We start from the raw sequence: 22,103 nt of genomic DNA, 5'->3' as shown, positions 1-22,103 counted from the left end.
GGACTCCAAACTGTCTAAAACCTGCCTGTTGACGACAACACCAGCCAAAGCAATCGCCTGCGTTCTCCAAGGCAACGCGGCCCGTACGCCGTCTATCTCGCAAATACCCAGTCCGACAGGCTGCTAGCCGAGATAAGTCCGAATCCCGCAATGCCGGGACGGGAACAGCAACGATGAAGGATCCGATCGCTGCCGCGCTCGACAAGTTTCTCGGCAAGAAGAGCGAACCTACGAAAAGACAAACTCCAAATGTAGCGACGGAAAAAAGCAACAAAAACACCAAGAGCACGAAGACCGACCTGGCGGCGACCAACGCTAAATCCAGGCAGAATCCCGTTCGACGCGAGGCTCAGAACCTGGCCTCGAAGCTTGGCAGCCTGAATTCGCTGAAGCGCGACTACCACGCCTACATGAACTCGCAGAGCCCTGAGATCGCCGCGATCCGCGCCTATGTAATGGCCTATGCGCAGTTCGAACTGGAGAACGGCGCCGGCGCCGAGCCGATTGATCCAGCCCTCAGCGATGAGGCCCTGAGCGCGGCCCTGATTTCGGCCGCAAACAAGAACATCAGCACTGGGCAGTCGATCGAAGGTAAAGCTGTTGATTCGGAGGTGTTGACCTGGGCAAAGGACGTGCTGGGGGTCGGCTCGGCAATCGGCAAGATCGATCAGGTTCGCGAGGAGCTCGCGGCACAGCAGGCGACGGAGGTGGAACCGCCAGCCGAACCAGACCAAATCGATCTGGGCATCGAGCGATCGACAGAACAGCAATCCGGAGTATGATCGAGTATAAGGGAGACCCGTGCGAGGGTGCCTGGACCGAAGCGAACAACTATGATTCTATCAATCTGAACAATGGATTGAGGGATGCGATCTCACGTCGGCGCATTGGTCAGGAAAAGTTCGGTTTTGCCGCTGATCGCGGCCAGCATTAGTCTTTGGATGAGCTTGCCAGACTGATTGACTGGGTGCCGGTCGATCGGGTCCTTTGTGTTATTTCCTGCTCTGCGAAGGGCGAGCCTGCCTGGCCCGCTGTCGATCTGGTACGACTGGTCCGACGTCAAGCTTGCCGAGGCGCTGGACGGCAGAGGAACGTTTCGACGGTACCGCGGGTTCTCAGCTTCAGAGCCGACACCTGAGCGAACGGCTTTCGTGCGTTTTCGAAAAGCCCTTGTGGCCCATGGTCTGGACAAGACCGTGTTCGATGAGATCACCCGCCAGTTCAAGGCCAAAGCGATCGAGGTGAAGAGCGGCACGCTTGTCGATGCGACGATCATCGCCTCGGCCAGTGAGGATGATGAAGGGGGCCATCGGGTCAAGCATTAAGGGTCGACCATCGGTTCATGGCTTCAAAGCCCATGTGGGTGCCGACGCCGATACGGCCCTTGTTGAGGAGATGGCCGTCACCAGCGCAATCAGGGTCAAATTCAGAAGAGAACCGTGGTGGGCTTGAGCAGGCCGTGCGATACGGCACGTCAATGTCGCGGAAGGGTGGATTCCGGCCTTCCGCGTAACTCAGCTCATCGCTGAGGCAAAGGCAGGCGAGATGCCCTATTCTCCTCCGATATGTCTGGCGATGTGGGCGGCATCATCTCCAACACCGGAAAGATGCGAGGACCTCATGGTATACATGTCACGCAGACCAAGAAAATAGAACCCCGCACAGCGGGTCACCCCCCGCGTGTGGACCGGTCGCCCCAATTCATCGAGAACTCTGGGCTTTACTATTCCGAAGTCATACCGGAAGCCGGTGCACCATATTATCGATGTGATGCCCGCGCCCGCCATATCCAGTTCCCCAATGGGGTTCGCCAATTCGGGCATGGAAGACATCATCGCCTCGGGCGGGTCTTCAGCAGTCAAACTCAAGCCATTTGCCTGAGCATAATCCCACATCATGTTGGTAAGCTCGCTGCAGCAAGCCTCGGCCAAATCGAGATTGCCCTGTAGGTCCTGAGCGAAGAACAGTTTGTTGTCGGAAGCGCCCCGCAGTTTTCCGGCCAGAACCATGCCGTCGGCTGCGAACTTCCGAAGATGGATGTCGTGACCGCCACCGACCCCCGTGACATGGGGGCTGAAGCGCCGGTTGCGAGTCTCTCCAGCCGGTTGATGAAGGATCCCCAGGACGTCGAGCCACCAATAGACGTCACGCCCGCCATACCGCCTCGGAGTCCTTTGATGCCGCCCGACCGACAGGTATGTCCGACGTCCGTTGGCATTCAGTTCTTCGGCGATCTGGAGACCGGACGCCCCACAGCCCACCACCAATGCAGCACCTGCCGGCAAATGCTTCGGGGATTTATAGTCTCGCGAATGGATTTGAAAAATCCTGGTCGGGATGAATCGGCAGAAATCCGGAACGACTGGAGCGTGATATGGGCCGATGGCCAGAACGACGTTTACGGCTCGCACCGCGCCATCGCCAGTCGTGACGAGGAAGCGCTCCGAGGTTTCGTCCTGCTGAATAGACCGGACTTCAACGCCTTGCCGGACGGGCGCTTCAATCGCTTTGGCATAGTCGCCAATGAACCCGACCACATCACCTTTCGATGAAAAGCCATCGGGATCGGCGGCGGGATAAGCAAAGCCCGGAAGGTTGATGGACCAGTTGGGAAACTGGAACATCAACGAATCCCAACGCTCGCTGCGCCATCGCTCCGCGATACGGGCCCGCTCAAAAATCAGATGCTCTCGCCTGAGCCTCTTTAAATGGAAGCTGAGTGCAAGACCTGCCTGCCCGCCGCCCACGACCACCGTTTCGACGGTCTCGCCCATGGCAAAAGCCCTCAGCTATAGAGATTACAAGTTACCACGTTGAAGCCGCGGTATCCATCCGGGCTGCCCTGGCGTCGATGTTTCTGATTCCGCACGAGGAAGGCCCAATGACCTCATAGCTGCTCAAAAACGACAACAGCTAGAACGTATAAAGAACGTTATTTCCCTTCGCCCGAGAATTCCCGGACCCTTCCCCAGAAGCCTTCCTTGCGTCGATGCTTGTCCCGTAGCGATGCGAGGAACGCTGCATGATCGCCAAGATCTGCATAGTCCGAAATCGCGCTGTTGAGCGACTGGCACTCCGCAAGGTGGCGGGCGGCATGGCGGTACCGGGTCGACTTCGCGCGGTCCAGCGTGTCGTTGATCATCGCGCGCCGTAGCAGCACGGCAGCGAGCGGGTGGTTCCCTTCGAGTGCGCGGGCGGCTGGAGTGAGCAGATAATAGGCATTGCCATCGATCTCCGTGTGCCGTTGGGCGATGAGCTTGGCGGCGTGATCATACGCCGGCCATTCGATGAATAAATCCAATGCCGACATCATGTTGGAAAAGGTCAGCGCATGAGCCATGGCTTTTTCCTCGGCGATGACATCGTCAAAGTCGGGGAGCCTTTTCAGGTAGTCTCGTAGGCGATCGACCAGAAGGTGCTTTTCGAAGCTGTCCCAACGTATCTGCTGTGCCTTTTCAGGCTCGCCGGTCGCGTCAAACACATCGATATAGACATCTTCCCATTCGGAATGGCCGAAATGACCATGGTATCCGTCGACCCAGAGATCATGCGTGGCGACGGCCTCTTGGTTTGGCGCGCCTTTCTGTAGCGCGATCATCGCCTCTTGCGCGCGCCCTGCCGTGAGAAGCCGTCGCGCAATGCCGGCGGCGCCCCTCGGCGTCTGCTGTGCTTTCGACGGGGTCAGAGCGATGAAGGCGTCAACATCGTCTTCGCCATCGGCCATTTCGCGCAGGGTCCGGGCAATGGCGGCCGCCCCATGATCATATTCGCCATTTCGTCGCGGCCGTCGATCAAGGGCATCATGAAGCTTGGCTTTCAAATGATCGATGCCCTCCGTGCCCAGCGCTGGCATGATGGCGGGGATCAACCGGTCATATTCGCCGTAGTGATTGCTGGTGACGGCATCGAATGTCTGCTCGGCAAGCAGCAGCGGTTCCGGCCTGGCCTTGGCCGCGACCTCCCCCAGCTCATGACCGGCCTGCCGAAAGATCTCGCCGACGACGCCATTGCTGTCGTCGACCCGATTGATGACCGGTTCCGCCAGAGCCATGAAGCGCCACATCAGGTCCAATGCCAGGTCGGGTCTGGTTTTGGCGATGCGCTCGGTGATCATCTCGCGCTGCAGATCAAGATCCTTTTCGAACTCCCGCCGTTTCTGCCAATCGATGAACGAAGAAGCCTTCCTTATCGAGGCCAGGCGTTTGCCGATCTCGGCAGCAAGTTCATCTCCGCCATCCTGTTCGGCGAGTTCCAGCCGCAAACGCCGCTTGATGTCGCGATCTTCCTCGGCGAGCGTGACAAGAATTTCGGCCATGCGTTCAGCACCAAGCGCCGTCAGCCTCTCGGCGGTAATTGCTCTGCGCCCGGCCATCAGTGCGCTCCCCACAGACCATCAAAGCGGCTGGCCGCGACGCGGGTGTAATGGGCAGTGTGCTTCGGGTCACGATGGCCGAGATAGTCCTGGATGAGGCGTAGATCGTGCCCGCGATTGGCGAGCGAAAAGCCGCAAGAGTGCCGAAGCGTGTGGGGATGGACATTCACGAGGCCGCCCCGCGTTGCGGCGCTGGCGACAATGTAGTTGACGGCCTGACGGGTGAATGGCTGCTTGCGCTCGGAGATGAAGAGCCATGGCAGGTGGTCCCGACGTGTAGCGAGCCACCGTCTGATCGCCCGCAATTCGTCACCGGCGATCGGCTGTTCCACGGACAGCCCATTCTTGAGGCGCGGAATCCAGATCCGCGCTTCCTTGAGATTAACATGCTCCCGCCGCATGTCACGCACCACTGCTGTGTCGCGCTCTTCAAGAAGGCGCACTCTGAGGCCGCGCTCCTGCTCGGTCGCTGTCGTGCCTTCCAGTTCCTCACGAGGCTCAATGGCATCGCCCATGCTTATCACTCTCGATTTTTTGAAACAGCTTTCGTGTACCGGCGTAATCCTACCGTACGCCCGGCAAACCAAACTAAGATTTCAGTGGCTTCGCTCAGCTTGCGGGAAACGCTGCACGATTGAGCGCAAGAGCAAGTGGCGTCGGTTGGTTCTTTGGTGTCGAGAAGCGCCGCACGTCGGGCGGCCGTCGGCATGTTCCTCCAATTGTCTCCTTGGCGATCCCTCACCCAAAAGGATCATCCTTGCGCACTTGCATAAAACAACCATGGGGCGAACGCCACATAAATTGAGGGGCGAATCATCGAATGTGCTGAAACGGCTTCCCTTTAATTCTCCGGCAAGTCAGAGTACATAGCTAGACAGGCTAGCTATGTTGGAGCAATCGGATGGAATGGCAACTGCAGGACGCCAAGAACCAATTCTCGAAGGTGGTGCAGAAGGCGCGCCATGAAGGGCCGCAGATTGTCACGCTGCGCGGTGAGCGCACGGCCGTCGTGCTGTCCGCTCATGACGACGACGCTCTGCGCGCCGGCCGGCCAACGCTGGTCGATGATCTGCTTGGCGGTCCCGCTTGGGACGATCAGCTCGCTGATGCGCTGAATGTACGCGCCAAGACGCCGAGCCGCGATGTGGCCTTCTGATGTATCTGGTTGACACCAACATCGTCTCAGAGGCGCGACGCGGCACGCCGCAGGCGGTGTCCTGGCTGCGCTCTGTCGATCCGCTCAGCATCCACCTGAGTGCGCTCACCCTCGGCGACATCATGCGCGGCATTGCTCTGAAACAGAGGTCGGATCCGAAGACTGCAGCGCACCTCACCGAATGGCTGCGCAAGCTGCGCCACGACCATGGCGACCGCATTTTGCCGATAGCCGACCAGATCGCGGTCGAATGGGGCCGCATCGCGGCAATCCGCCCCCGCGGCGATATCGACGGGTTGATCGCCGCGACCGTGATCGTCCACGATCTCATCCTTGTCACACGCAACGTCAAGGATTTCGAAGACACAGACGCATCTGTGATCAATCCGTGGGAGACACCGGCGTGAGCAGTTCAGTCTCGGGCTCCGAACCGCGAAAAGTCGAACGTCTCCCACCCGAGTAGTGTTGCGGTCGACACGAACCCTGGCGGCACTCCCCCCCCCAACGAACTGCCGCCCGTCTCATCTGGTCGGACCTGTTCTGACCGTGATGTTGGCGGCGCAGGTGGGGTTACGGGACGGCTGTCGAGCGGTGCCGGGGGCAAACGGGGACGTCTGGGAAAGCGTAAAGTTGATAGGTGTCACGCTATCAAAAGCGATATGCGCCCGCGGCGGAGCCTGAGCGCATTTCTTTGCCTTTAGCCTCGCTCCAGTTCCGAATTCAGATGATCGGCCAACCGGATTGCAAGCGACAGGATCATTAACGTCGGATTGGCGTGACCGCTGGTCGGGAACACCGAGCCGCCGGCAATGTATAAGTTGTTGATGCCGTGAACCCTGCAATTTATGTCAACGACCCCCGTCTTAGGGTTCGCCGACATGCGTGTCGTGCCAAGCGTATGCGCCATATCGATTATGACGAGATCCTGTGTTCGCCGTTCTGCTACCCAGCCTTCAAGTGTCGGGGTAGGCAGATCCGCGCGCGAGAGAGCCTCATGCGATAACTCGGCAATTTTAAACAAAGTTTTGTGGTCGATATCGCTAATCTGCCAGTCGATCCTGGCAAGCTGCACACCGAACCTATCCCTCCGCTCACTAAGGCTGACCCTGCTCGCCGGATTTGGAGCCTGTTCGCAGATCGCTTCTATGCGCAACCCAGACAACTTGTGGGGCAGACCCCGGGACTGGAACTCGTCGGCGACGAGATTTGGCGAAAGCATAATCGCCGTGTTGACGATAAGATCCTTGAAGACCTTGGGCGTGCGGTGGTCCGAGAGGATCTTCATACCAATCCCCCTGGCGATGAATCCCGAACCGGCGGCAACGGAGAGAACATCACGTCCGACATTGTCGCTGCGCGAACGCAACAGCCTCTTCAAGGCGACCCATGGATCGTCTGGTGCACGTTCTGTCGAGAAAAAGACAGCGGCATTCGATATCTGTTCGCGTTCCTGGGCAGCAGTGGTTAGAGCAAGACCATGGGCGAACATGTGCGCGCGATTTTCGTGGTGAACTCCATAGAAACCGAAAAGTTTTGTGAGCACGGCCATTCGATCGGTCGGGATCCTACCCACACGCGCTGCGATGTGGTCCATAAGAAATCGCCCGACGACATCGTAGTGATTGCCGATTCCTTGCGAAAAGACATCAGTGGACGCTAGCAACAACCGGGCATTCTCAATTCCGCCAGCAGCCAGCACGCAAATCGTGGCCTCAATGCGCGCGCGCTTGCCCCCAACACTCACGACATCCATGTGAGAAAACTGGGATCCATCGCCGTTCACACCCACGTGCCTCACTGTCGCGTCGAGAAGAACGTCGGTATTGGCCGGCCGGCGGGCCAGGAACTCTCGTCCGAACCGCATTATGTCAAGGCGATCGACGCGAGAGCGAGCAAACTGCCAGTAGAATGAACGTAGCCCTTCGTTGTCAAAGCGTTCCGGCGGTGCCTTTGGGCATAGGTTGAGGACCTTCATTGCACGAAGGAGATAGGGCACGATGTGTTCGTGATCGACTGGCCAGCCGGAATAGGGCACCCAGCTTCGAGCCTGGAAGTCTAGCGCATCAAAGGGGGCTGATTTTCCCGCCCATGCGTGCGTGGACCCGCCGAGCGCTCTGCACCGAACGCCAAAGCGCTGCACGTCAGGCGTCCAGAACTTGGCTTGCGAACCATGAAATTCTACCCTCTTGCGGATCTGTGCCTCGGTTTGAAGCTCACCGACGTTCTCAACTTCATTGAGCGCAGAATGCTCGGGACTTTCGAGTTCAAGCCCGCTTTCGACGACGACGACCTTCCTTCCCGCCCTGGAACACTCCTCGGCTATTGTCAGGCCCACAGGGCCAGCCCCCACGATTACGATATCCGCCGTGATGATAGAGTTGTCGTCGAACTCCGAAAGCCGCCTTATCCTCATCTAAGGGAAGTTCTCTTCGAGGAGACGGAAGTCCAACCTGTGCACAATGATCGATGAGCGAAGCGCTGAACCCTATCGGCAAAGCGCATCCCTTTTGGCTTGCGAGTAACTACGCAGTTGCGGCTAACCCCATCCTGGACGCTCTTTCGCATCGGCTCCTCCGTCCTCGATACCTCACAGTTTACAGCCCTGGACGGAGAGAACGTTGCGCTGGATCAAAGCCGTTCGCGTCAACTTGCTGAAGGTAGTGGGTGCTGGTTGTTGCACCGCTTCGCAGACAAGGGCTTGCCACTGCGGAAGCGGCTGCTCAACTCTGGATCACTGCCAGGACGCTTTAGAACCTCACCCCTTTCCAAGGACCGGCCTTTGAGAGGTTAAGTCGCAGACGGAACGATCGGCAGCGATGGCGGGCGGCCACCTCCAGGCGGAGCCGTCGAGCGACCTTCTTGTTTTGACCGACAGAAGCCATGCGACCGACCATATCAGCAGGCTCGCCACAATCGCTTGCGCCAGCAAGGCTTCTGACTCCGGATAGAGCCCGAAATATAGCTGAAGCCAGGGAACATCCGGAAACCAGGCCACCGGCGTCGCCGACACGAGAGCTGCGGTCTGCAGGCCGCGGACGCCGCTACCAACCAAAGTGACGCAAAGAATTGCAAGCAAGGCTCCGGTGAGCCGGAAAAAGGCTCCAACTGGCAGCTTCACCTCAAGGGCGAGCATCGCATATGCCGCGGCTCCGGCGAGCAGCCCGCCGACCAAAAGTCCAGCAAGAACTGGGAGAACGGGAGCATCGACCAGCAATGCTTCATAGAACAACACCGTCTCGAAACCCTCGCGGAAAACCACCAGGAAGGCTAGGGAAAGGAGGGTAAAGCGACCGAGGTAGGCGCTCTTTCCGTCGATGCCTCCTTCGGCTGCCGCGGCGGTCTTGCGCCGGATGTCCCTGACCCAGTCGCTGACATAGGCTTTCCGAAATATCCAGTGGGTTACGTAAATAAGAACCGCAGCCGCTGTTAGCGCGGTAGTGCCTTCAAGCATTTCGCGTTGTAGCGTGGTCATGGCGAACACTTTCCCGACGGCGAGCCAAAGGATGAACGATCCAGCCAGCGCCGCCATGACTCCACTGATTGCCGGCCTACGCCAGCCGTCCACTCCACCAGCCGGAACGCCGCTCGCCTTCAGTGCGCCGATCATGCATGCAAGTACGAGCACCGCTTCCAGTCCCTCCCGCAAAAGGATGGCCAGGGATTGCAGGAAGGCAGAGCCGCGTGCTCAGCACCCTTCCCGCTTCCTCGGTTGCCGCCTTCATCTCCATCACCGTCTGCCTGAACGCATGGATGGGGCCTCGATCAACGATGAGGCTCCCAAGTCCTGGTCGAGAGACGCTGCCCTCCCAGAAACCTACCTCCATCTTCAAAGCAAGGCCTGGCGCGCGCGGCATAAGACGTTGTTCGGTATCCGGGTCGAAAAGCGCATATGCTTCCAGCCGTTTGAGCTCCGCCTCCCTCCCAGTCACCAGATTCCACCACCAGCAGTATCTCATCCAGAATTTCCGGCAGCAGCGACAGCGCAGCCTCGTATCCGCCGTCAGTGAGGTTCTTCCCGTAGGCGTCTGCAATCAGAACCTGGGCCTCGTTCGCAAGGAGCAGCATGGTAGCGGCCTCGCCCTTCCGCTCGATCAGCACCTTCATCTCCGCCAGAATTATCGCCACGCGTTCGAGCGACTCCGCAACGGCGACCTCCAGAAGTTCCGCCTGCACGACCAGCTGGTGATTATGCTCGAGGGTGAACTGCTTGACATTGGCGAGACCGCTGGCCTCTGCATCCGCCGCCTCCCCGTTGCTCACCGCCCCGAGAAGGGTTGCAGCAAACACGAGTGTCATGACTGTCTTATCCATGTTCATGGCAAATCCTTCGAAACGACTGAAACAACGGAGACCGAGAAACGTCCGTGGGAGATGATTCCCGGCTGCGGGAACAACCAGTTGCGAATGACTACTGAACGCAATTGTGCGGATCTTTGCGCCAGCGAAAATGTAGACAATTTCGGGAGGGAAAGAAATCGTCGTGCTGCTGGAGGCAGATCGGAAGACGGATTGGTCGCGCGTCGACGTCGAAGGCCTGCGCCAGCATCTGATCGACATGCAAAATGTAACCCTCGCCACGCAGGTTTCGTCGAGCGAATTCGGCGGCGGACTTCGTTTCGAGGCAACAAGCGACACGCCGGCGGTTGCCGCCTCGATCGGGCGGATGGTGGTCGCCCATGTCATGACCATGGACGGGGTCAACGGCTGGCGGCTTGAGGCCGCTGAAATCCCTGGCGGCGCGACGTTGACGGTGACGCCGGCGCAGGCAAGCGATCTCGACAAGATCCGGGGCCTCGGTTTCATCGGAGTGATGACGGTTGGCATGCATCACCAGGAACACCACCTGGCCATTGCAACCGGGCAATCGCCTCACTGATGCAACCCCGAGCGCAGGCATGAACTGGTCCAGCCGGAACAAAAGCGATGGGCGTGATGAGGTGGGAGGCATCCTGAGCGCGATCAATGTCAGGTCCGCGGCAGTGTCACCACGGCGGAAAGTCCACCTCCCGGCCGATTCCTAAGTGTCAACTGACCACCATGGGCCTCAACCGCCGACAGGGCTATTGCGAGGCCAAGACCCACGCCGCCGGTGTCGCGGCTGCGTGACTCCTCGACACGGTAGAAGGGCTCGAGGACGCGGGTAAGCTCAATTTCCGGAATTCCCGGCCCCTCGTCATCGACCATGATCGTGAGCGACGTTGGTGTCATCTTGGTCGCAACGCGGGCGGTTTTCCCGTACTTGATCGCATTGTCGATCAGGTTGGTCAGCGCGCGTTTGAGCGCCAGCGGCCGGCAGTGCAGGACGACCGGTTCCGACGGCTCCATTTCGACCGGTAGTCCGGCGTCATCCATATCGTCGACGATGCTTTGGATGAGCGCGGTGACATCCGTCGCACGCGCGCGCTCCGTTTGCGCTTCATCGCGCGCGAAATCGAGCGCGGCGCCGACCATGGCGTCCATTTCGGCGATGGCCGACAGCATTCTTTCGCGCTCGCCAGCATCCTCGACATTTTCGGCACGCAACCGAAGCAGGGTGAGCGGCGTGCGCAAGTCATGCGAAATGGCGGCGAGCAGGCGCGTGCGGTTTTCGATCAACTTACGCAAGCGCACCTGCATCACGTTGAACGCGCGCGCGGCGTGACGCGTTTCCATGGTGCCCGTTTCCGGCAAGGGCGGCGCGTCCAGATCTCTGCCAAATCGTTCGGCGGCCGCCGACAGTTCGCCGAGTGGCGCTGTAACGCGGCGTACCGCCCAGGCTGAAGCGGTGAGAACCACTACGGCCATGATCCCCATCGACACCAGGAACTGGCGTGAGAAACCCGGTCCGCTCTCCGGCAAGACCGTTGCGAAGGTGAGCCACTGGCCGTTGGCGAGGGGGAGCGCGACCTGCAACTCTCGGAATCCGCCAAAAACGCCAAACGGACCCATGCCGTGCATCATCGGACCGGGTCCATGACCCATGATCGGGCCCCGTCCGACGCTTGCCGTCGCCGCCACAAGTGGCCGCCGCTCTGACCCGAGCGACAACTGTTCAGTGAGGAAGTCGCTTATCGCTTGCGTGACCGCTGGATCGCTTTCCGCCTGGTCGAATGCGGGAGCGTTGCTCGAAAGGGTGACGCGAAAGGCTTGATCGCTGATGCCGGTGACAATCCGATCCCGCCAGCTGGCCGGCGTCTCCTCGACAAGTCGCGTGAGGTTGGCAATGCGTTGAGCGGCGGCGAAACCACCGGCAGCGCGGATGGCCTGGCCACGATCAAGCGAATAGATCCAAGAGCCGGCAATGAGCGCCACGGCAAGGCCGGTGACGAGAACGAGAAGCGTCTGGCCGAACAGACTCTTCGGAACATACCGCATCATAGGTGCTCGACCGCTACCGCTGGCGTGAACATGTAGCCGCCGCCCCACACGGTCTTGATGATCTTCGGTTCGCCGGGATCGCGCTCCAGTTTCTTGCGCAGGCGGCTGACCTGGGTGTCGATGCTGCGGTCGAAGGCCGCGGCGGCACGTCCCCGTGCCAGGTCGAGCAACTGTTCGCGGCTGAGCACCCGCTGGGGTCGTTCGACCAACGTAATCAACAGATCGTATTCGCCGGTGCTGAGCGGGATGGTCACGCCATCGTCCCGAAGCAACTCGCGCGCACCGGTGTCGAGCACCCACCTGTCGAAGCGAAAATGCTTGGGGCGTTGGCCAGGCACTGCTGCCGGCGCCTCACAGCGGCGCAGAACGGCCCTGATGCGCGCGATCAGTTCGCGGCTGCCGAACGGCTTGGCCACATAGTCGTCCGCGCCCATCTCCAGCCCGATGACGCGGTCCACCTCGTCGCCCTTGGCCGTCAGCATGATGACCGGGATGTTCGATTCCGCGCGCAGGGCGCGGCACAGCGACAGACCGTCTTCGCCCGGCAGCATCAGGTCCAGCAGGACAAGATCGATCCGGCTGTCAGCCAGCGCCTTGTGCATGGCGCGCCCGTCGGCTGCTGCGCTGACGCGATAGCCTTCCCGGGTGAGCGCGCGCGAAACCAGATCGCGGATCTCGCGGTGGTCGTCGACGACAAGGATGTGAGGCACGGCGTTCATGAGAGGTTTGTAGCTCAGAGCGGCGCGTCTCGTCCCGAAATTGTTGTGCCTGAATGTGCCAACGGCGGTTCTCGTCACAGATTGTCACAATATTGTGGGGACCCGAAAAAGTTCAGTGACATCCGCCGGATTGAATGCGCCCAGCAACGGAACTGACTGTTGCCTCAATGATGGAGACAGACATGAAGAAGAGAACTGTTGTTCTTGGTGGTCTCGCCGCGATCTTACTCGCTGGCGGATGGGCCTACGCGCAATCGACCGGTTATGGCCCCGGCGGCTTCGGCCCGATGTTCATGCACGGACCAGGCGGCATGGGTCCCGGAATGATGCGAGGAATGATGGGTGGCCGAATGGGCCCCGGTATGATGCACGGAATGATGGGCGGCGAGCAGACCTTCGCCGATCCCGCGCGGGTCGATGCGCTCAAGGCCGACCTTGCTATCAAGCCGGAGCAGGAAGCCGCCTGGAGCAAATACGCCACCGCACGAACGGCTGACCGAGCAGTGATGCTGGTTCGATAAGAACACTCGCGCTCCCACCCAAGACGACTTCAACAAGACATTGATCGGCAACATCAGTAAAGGCGCGACGCTCCGGGGAGGCCCAAGAGGTAACGCGAAGTGACCTTTCCGACATCCAAGGCCGGCCAGTGAGACCCCTTTCCACAGCTACGCAGCTTGTGACTAGTGGCAGCATACCGTCACCACGGGCGCCACTTCGGGGGCATGCGGCAGCACGGGCTTCCTCCTCTCGCCTTCCCATTCCACTTCTGCCTCTCTCGCGTGACATAACGGTCACTTCAGGCCATAGGCTGACTTAGACTAGCATTGGATCAGTCTATAGCCTGTTAGAAATTGATCGTAAATCAGGCCATAGAATGATATATATGGGAAGTGATCAGCCTACAGGCTGAAAATATGAAGCGCGTCGCGGAAAGAAAAATGAAGAACGACACACTCAAACGGGCACGAAATCGTCTCGATGAACGGCTCGGCGTACTGCGAGCGACAGACCGGTTCAGGCCGCCGCCGAAAGGATGGATCCGGGCGCTGCGCGATGCGCTCGGCATGACAGGCGCTCAGCTGGGCTCACGGCTGGGCGTCCGCCCGCAGACCGTTGACACAATTGAGAAATCGGAGGCGTCCGGGACGATCCAACTGAACACATTGCGCCGGGCGGCGGAGGCCCTCGACTGCACGCTCGTCTACGCCCTTGTCCCGAACACCTCGCTTGAAGCCGCGGTCAACGTCCGAGCGCGCAAGATCGCCATCCGGGAGTTACAGCGCGTCGCGCACACAATGCGGCTCGAGGCTCAGGGGACTGACGACGTGAACATGGAGGCGCGGATCGAAGCCTATATCCGCGACGTTCTCTCCGGACGTGATCTCTGGAACGGACCGTGACGGATCTCTTCAAGGAGCCGGACGATGCGACACCTCTGGAGCCACAGGAGCGGGAGGGCCTGCTTCAGAGCTGGATCACGTACCGGAGGGACCTCAACGAGGCCGAGCAGGAGAACATCGTCCAGGGAGCGGCCTGGGCGCGCGGGCGCCGGCGCATCTCGATCGACAGTTTGCTCACCGACGACTTCATGCGAACGCTGCACAAGCGGATGTTCGGCGATGTCTGGCGGTGGGCGGGCACGTACCGAACCACGGAACGGAATATCGGCGTTGCGGCTTACCGTATCCCGTTGGAACTCATCAACCTGCTCGACGATGTCAGATACTGGGTCGATCACCAGACCTACCCGCGTGACGAGATCGCGATCCGATTTCATCATCGCCTTGTCGCGATCCACCCGTTTCCTAACGGCAATGGCCGTCACGCCCGCCAGGCTGCCGACCTCCTCGTCGGGCGGCTCGGAGGCGAGCCTTTCAGTTGGGGCGGTGGCAGTTTGGCCGACGTTGGCGAGCTGCGCGCGCGCTATGTGGCTGCTTTGCGAGCGGCTGATAATCACGACATCGGCCCGCTCCTGGAATTCGCGCGATGCTGAGCAGCCGACCATCGCTACAGTGCCCCTGCCGCGGCGGGGCCTGCAGCTCCTCGTTCCACTTCCGCGCGTGGTTTCAATCGGGCGTGGCGGCATCCAGTCTCCTGCGTGATGGCGAGGATAATACGCTCGGCATAGGTATCGCCCTGATGATTGTTTTCAGTGGCGGCAACAAGAAGGATATCTATCTGGTCATGGTCGGCGTGCAGCCGGGCGAACAGGCGCGCGGTTTCACCGACGCCTCGACACCCTGGAACTACGTGATGGTAAGGCCGCTTCGCGCTTCAGCGCTGTTTAGCGCCCTACCCGCGTTTCGATCGAAAAACTAAGGAAGAATATCAAGATCACATCGCAACTATCTGATATCGCTTTCTATTCTCAGATCTTTTTAGCGCTTTCGACTTCTGCTTTGAGTCTTTCGAGATGGTTACGGCAGGCTTTTTCTACGAGATCGATCAGCGTCTCGGTCCGGTCCAGTAGCCACACCAATGCTTCCTCGGTAATTTCATAATGCCGAGAATACCTTGCTTTTACATAGGCTTCGTTGACGATGTTAAACCACGCAACGAAACGTTGCTGATCAACCCTCCAGACCTCCGCCAACTCCCTGTGCTGCTCTGCGGCGCGACCGCGCAGGAAGTTCAGATTATGGGATGCAGGACTATAGTTCGTCAGGACCAAAAGAAGTGTGGCGTATGCTTGTTCGATCGATTGATGCAGGAGGAAGGCGGCCTCCTTCAGGTTGTTTTCGCTCAGGCAGAATCGAGCCGTCTTAGAAAATACCCTTGCATGCGGGAGACGGTCTTCGAAGTACCCCGTCGCGATCCGCAAGGCATCGACTTTGGAAAGCGGTTTCGGCAGAGCTAGTGGTTCGTCATCTAGTTCGTAGAGCACGATCCCGTCGTTTCGCATCTCGATAAAGAAGTACTGGCCCTCGTAGAGAGAGGTGTTCACCTCGCGGCGGGAGTGCACGATCAGGCTAGTGGGTGTTTCGATCCCAGACAGCCGCAGCAATCGGTCCTGCGCCTTCGCCCAATAGCGCGTGAAATCCGTCAACTTACTGTTGTTCACAACAACAAGGATATCGTAGTCCGAACGATAACCCTTTTTCGTGTGCGGCTCATCGACCCAGTTTCCGCGCGCGTGAGAACCGAACAAAATGATCTTCAGAATGCGGCCGCGCTTCTTAAAGTCGGCGGTGCCGTCCTTCAGCGCGTCCTCGAACTCCTCATGCAGAACCTCGACGATGCGAGCGAGTTCGCGCTGCTTACGCTCAGGAAGATGAACGATGCTGGATTTCATCGGCGCGTGGCTGTGTTGTGGATCCTGCATTCGTCAACCTGTGGGATGCGATTCGCGACACTCTAAACCGTGGGCAAGGGAGTGAGAACCCTAACAATATTATGAAACAGCAGGAGGATTTCAATTTTGGCGCCTCACCAGCCAATCTATCTTAACCCGTTGCCTGCACGGCTTCGACCACCTCCATGCCACCCACTTTATCCGCATATGCCACCCAGACTTTCCGAGCGCCGGCGACCCAACCATCACGATCCTCGGCGACATGCAAGCGCGCACCGGCAGCCTTCGCCGTTTCGACAGAGGCAGCCTCATCGGCAACGATCAATGCGTTGAAATGCCGTGCGCCCTCTATAGCTGCATCCCGGAAGACGTCCCGCTCCTCAGATGTCAGGTTGTTCCAGAAGGGTTTGGCAAAGACGATGGCGCCGGATGCCCAGATGTGGCCAGTCTCGATCACGTCAGGCACGACTTCGTAGAGCTTGAATCCGGCATATGCCGACTTCGTCAGGTCCATGGCGTCGACGACGCCCGTTGCAAGCGCGTTATATGTCTCGGTGATCGGCAGGCCGACCGGGACGGCGCCGAAGCTCTCCCAGAGCGCCGCATGAAGCGGGCTCTGGATGACGCGCAATCTCTTTCTGGCAACATCGCCGGGATGCATCAGGGGTTCCTTGGCAAGCAGATGCCGCGCACCGTAGTTGACATAATCTCCAACGATGAAGCCCTCACCCTCAAGCTTCACCTTCAGCGCGTCACCAGCCTTCGAAGTGACTGCCGCACGGACATGGTCGGCATCGCGGAAGAGAAACGGCATATCGAAGAGCTGGCTCTCGGGCACCCAGGCAGATAGGGCCGACAGAGTGGACAAGCTCCCCTGGATGGCGCCCAACCGCAGCCCCTCGTTCACATCCTTCTCGCCTCCGAGGGCCGCGTTCGGGACAATGTTGAAGGCAAACCGCCCTGGAAGCGCGGCGTCGACGAGATCGCGGATCTTGAGCCAGACCTTGGTTTCCGGTTTGTTTTCGCCCAGCAGCGAAGCGATGAGCACCGGGCGTGCGGCCGCGGCACGACCCGTCAAAGCCGGGGTGGCAAGTGTTGCGGCGCCGGTGGCAAGCAGGCTCAGGTTGAACGCACGGCGGTTGAGGCGAAGCATTTCCATTCCTTCCCTTAGGGTTCAAAAGAAGGCGACAAGCGCCGCTGAAAAACTGAGGAGTGCCAACGCCGACAACAGAGCCAGCAGATAGGGCCGCGACGCGGCAAACAGCGCGACCACGGGAACACCGGAAGCGTTGCCGACAGTCTGCACGAGGATGCCGACGGGTGGCGTCAAACCGCCAATCATCAGATTGACGACGAGGATCACGCCGAAATGAATCGGATCGATGCCGGCGGAAACGGCGACCGGCAGCGTCAAAGGCGCGAACAGCAGGATCGCTGCGCCGATATCGAGGAAAAGTCCGACGCCGAGCAGCAGAAGGTTGAGCGCAGCAATCACGAGAAACGGATTGGATCCGAGCCAACCCGCCAAAGAAGAAACCTGAGCCGCAACGCCATCAACCGCGATGAGAAATGCGAAAGGCGCGGCCGAACCGATCAACAGCAGGATTGCCGCGGTTTCGCGCGCCGACTGCCCGAAGGCGGCGCCGATTTCTTGACCGGCCGTTCGCTTCAAGAAGGCTGCAACCAGGGTATAGGCGGCCGCAAGTGCTGCGGCTTCCGTCGGTGAGACCACGCCGGCGCGAATGCCCGCAACAACAATGATGCCGAGACCGAAGGCGGGCAGCGCCCGTACGCCGAACCGTCGGGACTCTCCGGCGGATGCCCTGGCGGTGCGCGCCGTCGTCGCGCCGTTTACGTGGATGGCAATGGCAAGCGTAGCTGCCATGAGCAGACCCGCCACGAAGCCCCCGGCCAGAAGCTTGCCGGTCGACAGGTCTGCGGCTGCCGCCAGAATCAGAAAGGCGATCGATGGCGGGATGATATTGTCGAGCACCGAGACGGCAGCAATCAGCGCGCCGGCGCGCTCAGGCGGAGTGCCGTGCGCAGTCAACTGCGGCATGAAAGCGGCGGAGCCGAAGGCCGCATTGGCTATCGACGATCCGGAGGCTCCGGAAAACAGAACACCTGTCAGCAGCACGGTTTGACCGAGCCCGGCGCGACGGTGGCCGACAAGGGCGGCGGCAAAACAAACCAGGTCACTGGCGATCCCGGAGGCTGTCAAAAGTGCACCGACGAGCAGGAAGAATGGGATGGCGGTCAGAAGATAACGCGACAGGCCGGACAATGTGGCCGCCGCCATCGCCTCCTCCGGCATCGGCGCGCCGAAAGCGACGGTAACATAGGCCGGAGCGATGAAAGCATGGGGGAGCGGCGTTCCGGCGAGAATTGTCAGAAGCGCGAGGCAGCACAGCATGAAGCTAGGCGACTCCAGGTCCATCGGTGGCACCGCCCCGTCTGCCGAATGCAATCCGACGGCAATCGCAAGCATCGAGACGAACGCGACAAGCCGACCGTCCGCGACGTGGCGGAGCAGGATCGCGACAATCGCCAGCACTCCTCCGGCGCTCAGCATGGCCGGGCGCAGTCCCTCGGAAAGGCCGAGCGAGGGCGAAACACCGCCGAGGTCCAGCGCCGCCTTTCCGCTGCCGGATATCACGACGATGCAGGCGACCAGAGTGATGGCGCCGGAAAATATAGTGCGCAGGTCTTGGGGCACGAACCGGTTTTCCGACGAGAAAGGCTTGGTGCCTCTGTTGTCGATGATGAGCTCGCCGCGCGCGGATGGTCTTTGATCACGGCCATCACTAGGCGCCGGCCGTCCCTCGAATAAATCGATCCGCAAGCCCTTCGCCGTCGAAGCGAGCGGTAGCCCAATCGAGGCAAGCGTTACCAGCAACCAACTTGCCGCTTCTTCCGCACCGGTAAAGCCGCTTGCAGCAAAATACCGAAGAGCGACGGAAGCCGTCACAGTCGCGAGCAGGACCGCAAGCGTCAACGCCCCGGCAAGCTCGAGCGTTCGCTCCAGCCGCAGCGACAGAGCCTGCGCCATGCTAGCGAGCATCGGGCTGCCACCAGCGGTGGAAGTGATGGACCGGTCCCCGCCCCTGCCCGACTTTTAGATCTCCGGCGGCAACGATAGCGCTATGCAGATATTCCTTGGCAGCGATGACGGCATCCGCCAAGGAAAGCCCGCGTGCCAGCCCGGCGGCGATCGCCGCCGATAGAGTGCAGCCCGTACCGTGGTCATTCGTCGTTTCAATGCGCGGCGCCGTCAACCGAACAGGCTCTCCGCCATCAAAGAAGATATCCGTCGCCTCGGGGCCGCCCCCGTGCCCGCCTTTGATGAGAACCGAGCGCGCCCCAGCTTTCAGAATGATCCCGGCCTGATGGGCAATCTCCGTCTCATCCGTCGCGATCGAACGCCCGGTCAGCAACGCCGCTTCCGGCAGGTTGGGCGTTGCGACCAGCGCCATGGGCAGCAACTCCTCGCGAAGCGCCGCAATGGCATCCGGGCGCAGCAGAGCGTCACCTGATGTGGCCACCATCACGGGATCGAGCACTGCCATCTTGTCATATCGCCGAAGCCCCTTGGCGATTACGGCGATTGTTTCCTGGCGAGACACCATGCCGATCTTCACGGCTCCAACAGCAAGGTCCGAAAACACCGCATCCATCTGTGCTTCGACCATTGCCGGCGAGATATCCTCGACCGCCGTCACACCTCGGGTGTTCTGTGCGGTGATCGCCGTGATCACGCTTGCGCCAAAAACGCCGAGCGCCGAGAAAGCTTTCAGGTCCGCCTGGATACCTGCACCGCCGCCTGAATCGGAACCAGCTATGGTGACTGCAATGGAGGTCATTGCGAAGCCTCCCTCAGAGCCTTATCAACAGAAGAGCGCAATTCACGCGCGGCGGCTGCCGGGTCCAGAGCAGCAAAGATTGTCGAGATGACCGCGACGCCATCAGCTCCCGCAGCATCGACGTCCGCGGCGCGCTGTACGTTAATGCCGGCAATGGCACCCACCGGCAGATCCGGCTTGGCCGCCAGAAGCGTCACACCAAGTCTGGCGAACCCTTCGAGGCCGACTCGCGGATCGGGGTTATGCTTCGACAGCGTCTCGTAGACCCCTTCGATGCAGGCGTAATCAATCGGTGAACCGATGGCAGCCTGGGCATCCATTTCGCTCTTGACCGTCAAGCCGATGATCGCAGCATCGCCCATCATCGAGCGGGCCGTAGCAGCATCCATGTCGTCCCGCCCGAGATGGACGCCATCGGCGCCCGCCGCGAGCGCCACATCGACGCGATCGTTGATGACAAAAGGCACGCCGGTTCCGGCAAGGGCAGCACCGATTGGCCGAGCCTGTTCGATCATCTCTCGTGTCGAGTTCGTCTTGTCGCGATACTGGATGAGTGTCGCGCCATTGAGCGCAGCGGTACGCGCCAGATCAGCCAGGTTCGCTTTGTCTGCAAGGCGCGCATCGACGATGGCATTCAAGCGGCAATCAACCTTGGGCATGGGAGATCCTGGCGTTGGCGATAATATCCTCAGGGCGGAGCGCTGCGAGCGCATCGCGGAAGGCGACCTCGAAGGTTCCGGGACCGCTCGATTGTTCCGCGGCAATCTCCGCGGCGATGCCGCTTGTCAGCAGCGCACCCGTGGCCGCCTTCAGGCGATCCGGCTCGACGGCCATAAAGGCGGCGATCAAGGCGCCCGAGAGGCACCCGGTGCCCGTGACTTGCGCCATCAGGGGGTGGCCGTTCTCAACCCGGGTCGCAAGTCGACCCAGCGTGAGTTCATCGACAGGTCCCGTCTTGATTTTCAAGACACCGTTGGCCTCACCGACGATGTCCATCTCACTTGCATTGCCGCGAACCACGGAAGGCCCGGATGCGATGAGTTCCCGGGCAAACGCAAGCCGCGATGGCGAATAATCGCAATGCACGGGATCAACGATCCACGGTTTGCCGGCGCCGCGCGCAACGGCGGCCAAGCGGATCGCCGCGCGCCGCACTTCGTCAAGCGTGCCGAGATTGACGACGAGCGCATCGGAGCGCCGGGCAAAGGCCTCGACCTCTTCTGTCGAAGATGTCATGGAGGGGATCGCGCCAAGCGCCGCGAGGCCATCGGCGACGAACTTCTGCACCACCGTGTTCATCAGGCAGTGTACACGGGGACGCTGTTGCCGGACACGCGCCAGCAATGCAGCAGCATTTTCGACGAATCCAGTTTCGCCCATCATCGGATTTCCACCGCGATTTCGTCGACCGCCGGTGCTTGGCCGATCAATCGGCCTTCGGCGAGAAAAGCCCCAAACCGCTCGTATCTGCCGCGGTCGAGCGCCGCCGGCCTTTTGGCGAAGCGCGGCAGCGTGTCGGTGAACGCGCTGCGGTTGAGCTCGTCATCGAGGTTCGGATAGGCCTTGATGAACAGCTTCCAGGCATCATCAGGATGATTGGTGAGGAAAATCGCCCCCTGCTCGACCGCAGCCAGGAAGGGCCGCAAGCGCTTGTCGCCAACCTTTGCCTTGTCGGTGACGAAGACGAGCTCGTCATAAACAGGAACACCGTGTTCCTCAGGGAAGAAGGATCGGCCTTCATGTCCCTCGAGCCGCATCTGCGTCAGCTCGAAATTCCTGAAACCGCCGATCGTTGCATCGACCTTGCCAGCGATCAGCGACGGGGACAGGGCGAAGTTGACGTTGATGAGCTCGACGTCCTCCTTCTTGAGACCGGCCGAGGCAAGCATTCGGCCGAGCATCGCATCCTCGAAACCAGAGACGGAAAAGCCGATCTTCTTGCCCTTCAGGTCGGCAAGACTGCGGATCGGACCGTCGTCAAGGACGGTGACGGTGTTGAGCGGGGTCTCGACCAGAGTACCCACGCGAACGAGCGGCAGACCGGCGGCATGATCAAGGTAAAGGTTTGGCTGATAGTGTACGCCGATATCAGCCTGCCCTGCTGCAATGAGACGCGGCACGCTGGAGGGATCGGCCGGGGGGATGAACTCGACATCGAGCCCCGCCTTTTCGAACAGGCCGAGTTCTTTGGCGACGACGATCGGAGCATGATCGGGGTTGACGAACCACTCCAGCATCACGGTCAGCTTTTCGGCGGCTCTCGCCGAGCCAGTTGAAAAGACGACGCCGAGTGTAACACTGGCGGAAAGCAGAAGTTTGCGGATCATAATGTTATGAACTCTCC

General features: G+C 60.2%; 24 protein-coding genes. 9 read left to right on the top strand and 15 right to left on the bottom strand.

Annotated features, from left to right (window positions below; all coding sequences use genetic code 11):
• Positions 1-173 precede the first annotated feature (173 nt).
• The gene (locus AC244_RS32590; RefSeq protein ID WP_053252966.1) at positions 174-782 is read left to right on the top strand and encodes a hypothetical protein; all 609 of its coding nucleotides are present in this window, start codon (positions 174-176) and stop codon (positions 780-782) included.
• Positions 783-989: 207 nt separating this feature from the next.
• Positions 990-1,325 carry a transposase gene (locus AC244_RS32585; protein WP_161807930.1) on the top strand — a complete coding sequence of 112 codons (336 nt, stop codon included), beginning with the start codon at positions 990-992 and terminating at the stop codon, positions 1,323-1,325.
• A 225-nt stretch (positions 1,326-1,550) separates the two neighbouring features.
• On the opposite strand, the gene AC244_RS32580 is transcribed toward AC244_RS32585, so the two are convergent.
• The 3 genes from AC244_RS32580 to AC244_RS32570 form a co-directional block, all read right to left on the bottom strand.
• Entirely contained in the window at positions 1,551-2,774 is a 1,224-nt protein-coding gene (locus AC244_RS32580; RefSeq protein WP_053252965.1) for an NAD(P)-binding domain-containing protein, read from the bottom strand.
• A gap of 158 nt (positions 2,775-2,932) precedes the next feature.
• Positions 2,933-4,372 carry a DUF6880 family protein gene (locus tag AC244_RS32575; protein WP_053252964.1) on the bottom strand — a complete coding sequence of 480 codons (1,440 nt, stop codon included), beginning with the start codon at positions 4,370-4,372 and terminating at the stop codon, positions 2,933-2,935.
• Entirely contained in the window at positions 4,372-4,887 is a 516-nt protein-coding gene (locus AC244_RS32570) for a tyrosine-type recombinase/integrase (RefSeq protein ID WP_053252963.1), read from the bottom strand. The genes AC244_RS32575 and AC244_RS32570 overlap by 1 nt, the downstream gene beginning before the upstream one ends.
• A 386-nt stretch (positions 4,888-5,273) precedes the next feature.
• Here AC244_RS32570 and AC244_RS32565 point away from each other — a divergent pair, with 386 nt between their 5' ends.
• Together AC244_RS32565 and AC244_RS32560 are read left to right on the top strand one after the other, a co-directional pair.
• Positions 5,274-5,528 carry a type II toxin-antitoxin system Phd/YefM family antitoxin gene (locus AC244_RS32565; protein WP_053252962.1) on the top strand — a complete coding sequence of 85 codons (255 nt, stop codon included), beginning with the start codon at positions 5,274-5,276 and terminating at the stop codon, positions 5,526-5,528.
• Positions 5,528-5,935: a type II toxin-antitoxin system VapC family toxin gene (locus AC244_RS32560; RefSeq protein ID WP_053252961.1), complete on the top strand. Its 408-nt coding sequence runs from the start codon at positions 5,528-5,530 to the stop codon at positions 5,933-5,935. The genes AC244_RS32565 and AC244_RS32560 overlap by 1 nt, the downstream gene beginning before the upstream one ends.
• A 290-nt stretch (positions 5,936-6,225) precedes the next feature.
• Here AC244_RS32560 and AC244_RS32555 read toward each other — a convergent pair whose 3' ends face one another.
• From AC244_RS32555 to AC244_RS32545, 3 genes are all read right to left on the bottom strand, one after another.
• Positions 6,226-7,941, bottom strand: a complete 1,716-nt coding sequence (locus AC244_RS32555; RefSeq protein ID WP_053252960.1) for a GMC oxidoreductase — start codon at positions 7,939-7,941, stop codon at positions 6,226-6,228.
• A gap of 342 nt (positions 7,942-8,283) precedes the next feature.
• The gene (locus AC244_RS32550) at positions 8,284-9,180 is read right to left on the bottom strand and encodes an FTR1 family iron permease (RefSeq protein WP_414735986.1); all 897 of its coding nucleotides are present in this window, start codon (positions 9,178-9,180) and stop codon (positions 8,284-8,286) included.
• A gap of 110 nt (positions 9,181-9,290) precedes the next feature.
• Complete coding sequence (locus AC244_RS32545) at positions 9,291-9,845, bottom strand: hypothetical protein (protein ID WP_053252958.1); 555 nt, start codon at positions 9,843-9,845, stop codon at positions 9,291-9,293.
• A gap of 163 nt (positions 9,846-10,008) precedes the next feature.
• Between AC244_RS32545 and AC244_RS32540 the strand changes: the two genes are divergently transcribed.
• Complete coding sequence (locus AC244_RS32540) at positions 10,009-10,404, top strand: hypothetical protein (RefSeq protein WP_053252957.1); 396 nt, start codon at positions 10,009-10,011, stop codon at positions 10,402-10,404.
• An 89-nt stretch (positions 10,405-10,493) separates the two neighbouring features.
• Here the strand turns inward: AC244_RS32540 and AC244_RS32535 are convergent, their stop codons facing one another.
• Together AC244_RS32535 and AC244_RS32530 are read right to left on the bottom strand one after the other, a co-directional pair.
• Positions 10,494-11,885 carry an ATP-binding protein gene (locus AC244_RS32535; RefSeq protein ID WP_063934186.1) on the bottom strand — a complete coding sequence of 464 codons (1,392 nt, stop codon included), beginning with the start codon at positions 11,883-11,885 and terminating at the stop codon, positions 10,494-10,496.
• Entirely contained in the window at positions 11,882-12,604 is a 723-nt protein-coding gene (locus tag AC244_RS32530) for a response regulator (protein ID WP_053252956.1), read from the bottom strand. Before AC244_RS32530 ends, AC244_RS32535 begins: the two co-directional genes overlap by 4 nt.
• A gap of 182 nt (positions 12,605-12,786) precedes the next feature.
• Here AC244_RS32530 and AC244_RS32525 point away from each other — a divergent pair, with 182 nt between their 5' ends.
• The 4 genes from AC244_RS32525 to AC244_RS32510 all read left to right on the top strand — a co-directional run bounded on the left by AC244_RS32525 (position 12,787) and on the right by AC244_RS32510 (position 14,926).
• Entirely contained in the window at positions 12,787-13,125 is a 339-nt protein-coding gene (locus AC244_RS32525; protein ID WP_152976212.1) for a hypothetical protein, read from the top strand.
• A 420-nt stretch (positions 13,126-13,545) separates the two neighbouring features.
• Entirely contained in the window at positions 13,546-14,007 is a 462-nt protein-coding gene (locus AC244_RS32520; protein WP_053252970.1) for a mobile mystery protein A, read from the top strand.
• Positions 14,004-14,600, top strand: a complete 597-nt coding sequence (locus AC244_RS32515; RefSeq protein WP_053252954.1) for a mobile mystery protein B — start codon at positions 14,004-14,006, stop codon at positions 14,598-14,600. The genes AC244_RS32520 and AC244_RS32515 overlap by 4 nt, the downstream gene beginning before the upstream one ends.
• Positions 14,594-14,926 carry a hypothetical protein gene (locus AC244_RS32510; RefSeq protein ID WP_210168149.1) on the top strand — a complete coding sequence of 111 codons (333 nt, stop codon included), beginning with the start codon at positions 14,594-14,596 and terminating at the stop codon, positions 14,924-14,926. The genes AC244_RS32515 and AC244_RS32510 overlap by 7 nt, the downstream gene beginning before the upstream one ends.
• Positions 14,927-14,975: 49 nt before the next feature.
• Here the strand turns inward: AC244_RS32510 and AC244_RS32505 are convergent, their stop codons facing one another.
• From AC244_RS32505 to AC244_RS32475, 7 genes are all read right to left on the bottom strand, one after another.
• Positions 14,976-15,899, bottom strand: a complete 924-nt coding sequence (locus AC244_RS32505; protein WP_053252969.1) for a nucleotidyltransferase and HEPN domain-containing protein — start codon at positions 15,897-15,899, stop codon at positions 14,976-14,978.
• Between the two features lie 151 nt (positions 15,900-16,050).
• Positions 16,051-17,052: a TRAP transporter substrate-binding protein gene (locus AC244_RS32500; protein WP_053252968.1), complete on the bottom strand. Its 1,002-nt coding sequence runs from the start codon at positions 17,050-17,052 to the stop codon at positions 16,051-16,053.
• Between the two features lie 21 nt (positions 17,053-17,073).
• On the bottom strand, positions 17,074-18,960 hold the full coding sequence (locus AC244_RS32495) for a TRAP transporter large permease subunit (protein WP_053252952.1): 1,887 nt from the start codon (positions 18,958-18,960) through the stop codon (positions 17,074-17,076).
• A complete protein-coding gene (gene thiD / locus AC244_RS32490; RefSeq protein WP_053252951.1) occupies positions 18,950-19,759 on the bottom strand; it encodes a bifunctional hydroxymethylpyrimidine kinase/phosphomethylpyrimidine kinase in 810 nt (269 codons plus the stop codon). The genes AC244_RS32495 and thiD overlap by 11 nt, the downstream gene beginning before the upstream one ends.
• Positions 19,756-20,418 (bottom strand): thiamine phosphate synthase, encoded by a 663-nt coding sequence (gene thiE, locus AC244_RS32485; RefSeq protein WP_053252950.1) that lies wholly within the window; start codon positions 20,416-20,418, stop codon positions 19,756-19,758. Before thiE ends, thiD begins: the two co-directional genes overlap by 4 nt.
• Positions 20,405-21,142: a hydroxyethylthiazole kinase gene (locus AC244_RS32480; protein ID WP_053252949.1), complete on the bottom strand. Its 738-nt coding sequence runs from the start codon at positions 21,140-21,142 to the stop codon at positions 20,405-20,407. Before AC244_RS32480 ends, thiE begins: the two co-directional genes overlap by 14 nt.
• Positions 21,139-22,083 carry an ABC transporter substrate-binding protein gene (locus AC244_RS32475; RefSeq protein ID WP_053252967.1) on the bottom strand — a complete coding sequence of 315 codons (945 nt, stop codon included), beginning with the start codon at positions 22,081-22,083 and terminating at the stop codon, positions 21,139-21,141. Before AC244_RS32475 ends, AC244_RS32480 begins: the two co-directional genes overlap by 4 nt.
• Positions 22,084-22,103 lie beyond the last annotated feature (20 nt).

Origin of the sequence: Ensifer adhaerens, assembly GCF_001270265.1 — a bacterium.
Taxonomy (GTDB): Bacteria; Pseudomonadota; Alphaproteobacteria; order Rhizobiales; family Rhizobiaceae; genus Ensifer; species Ensifer adhaerens_B.
Note: the sequence above shows the minus strand (reverse complement) of the source record. Positions and strands in the feature narration are given on the sequence as shown.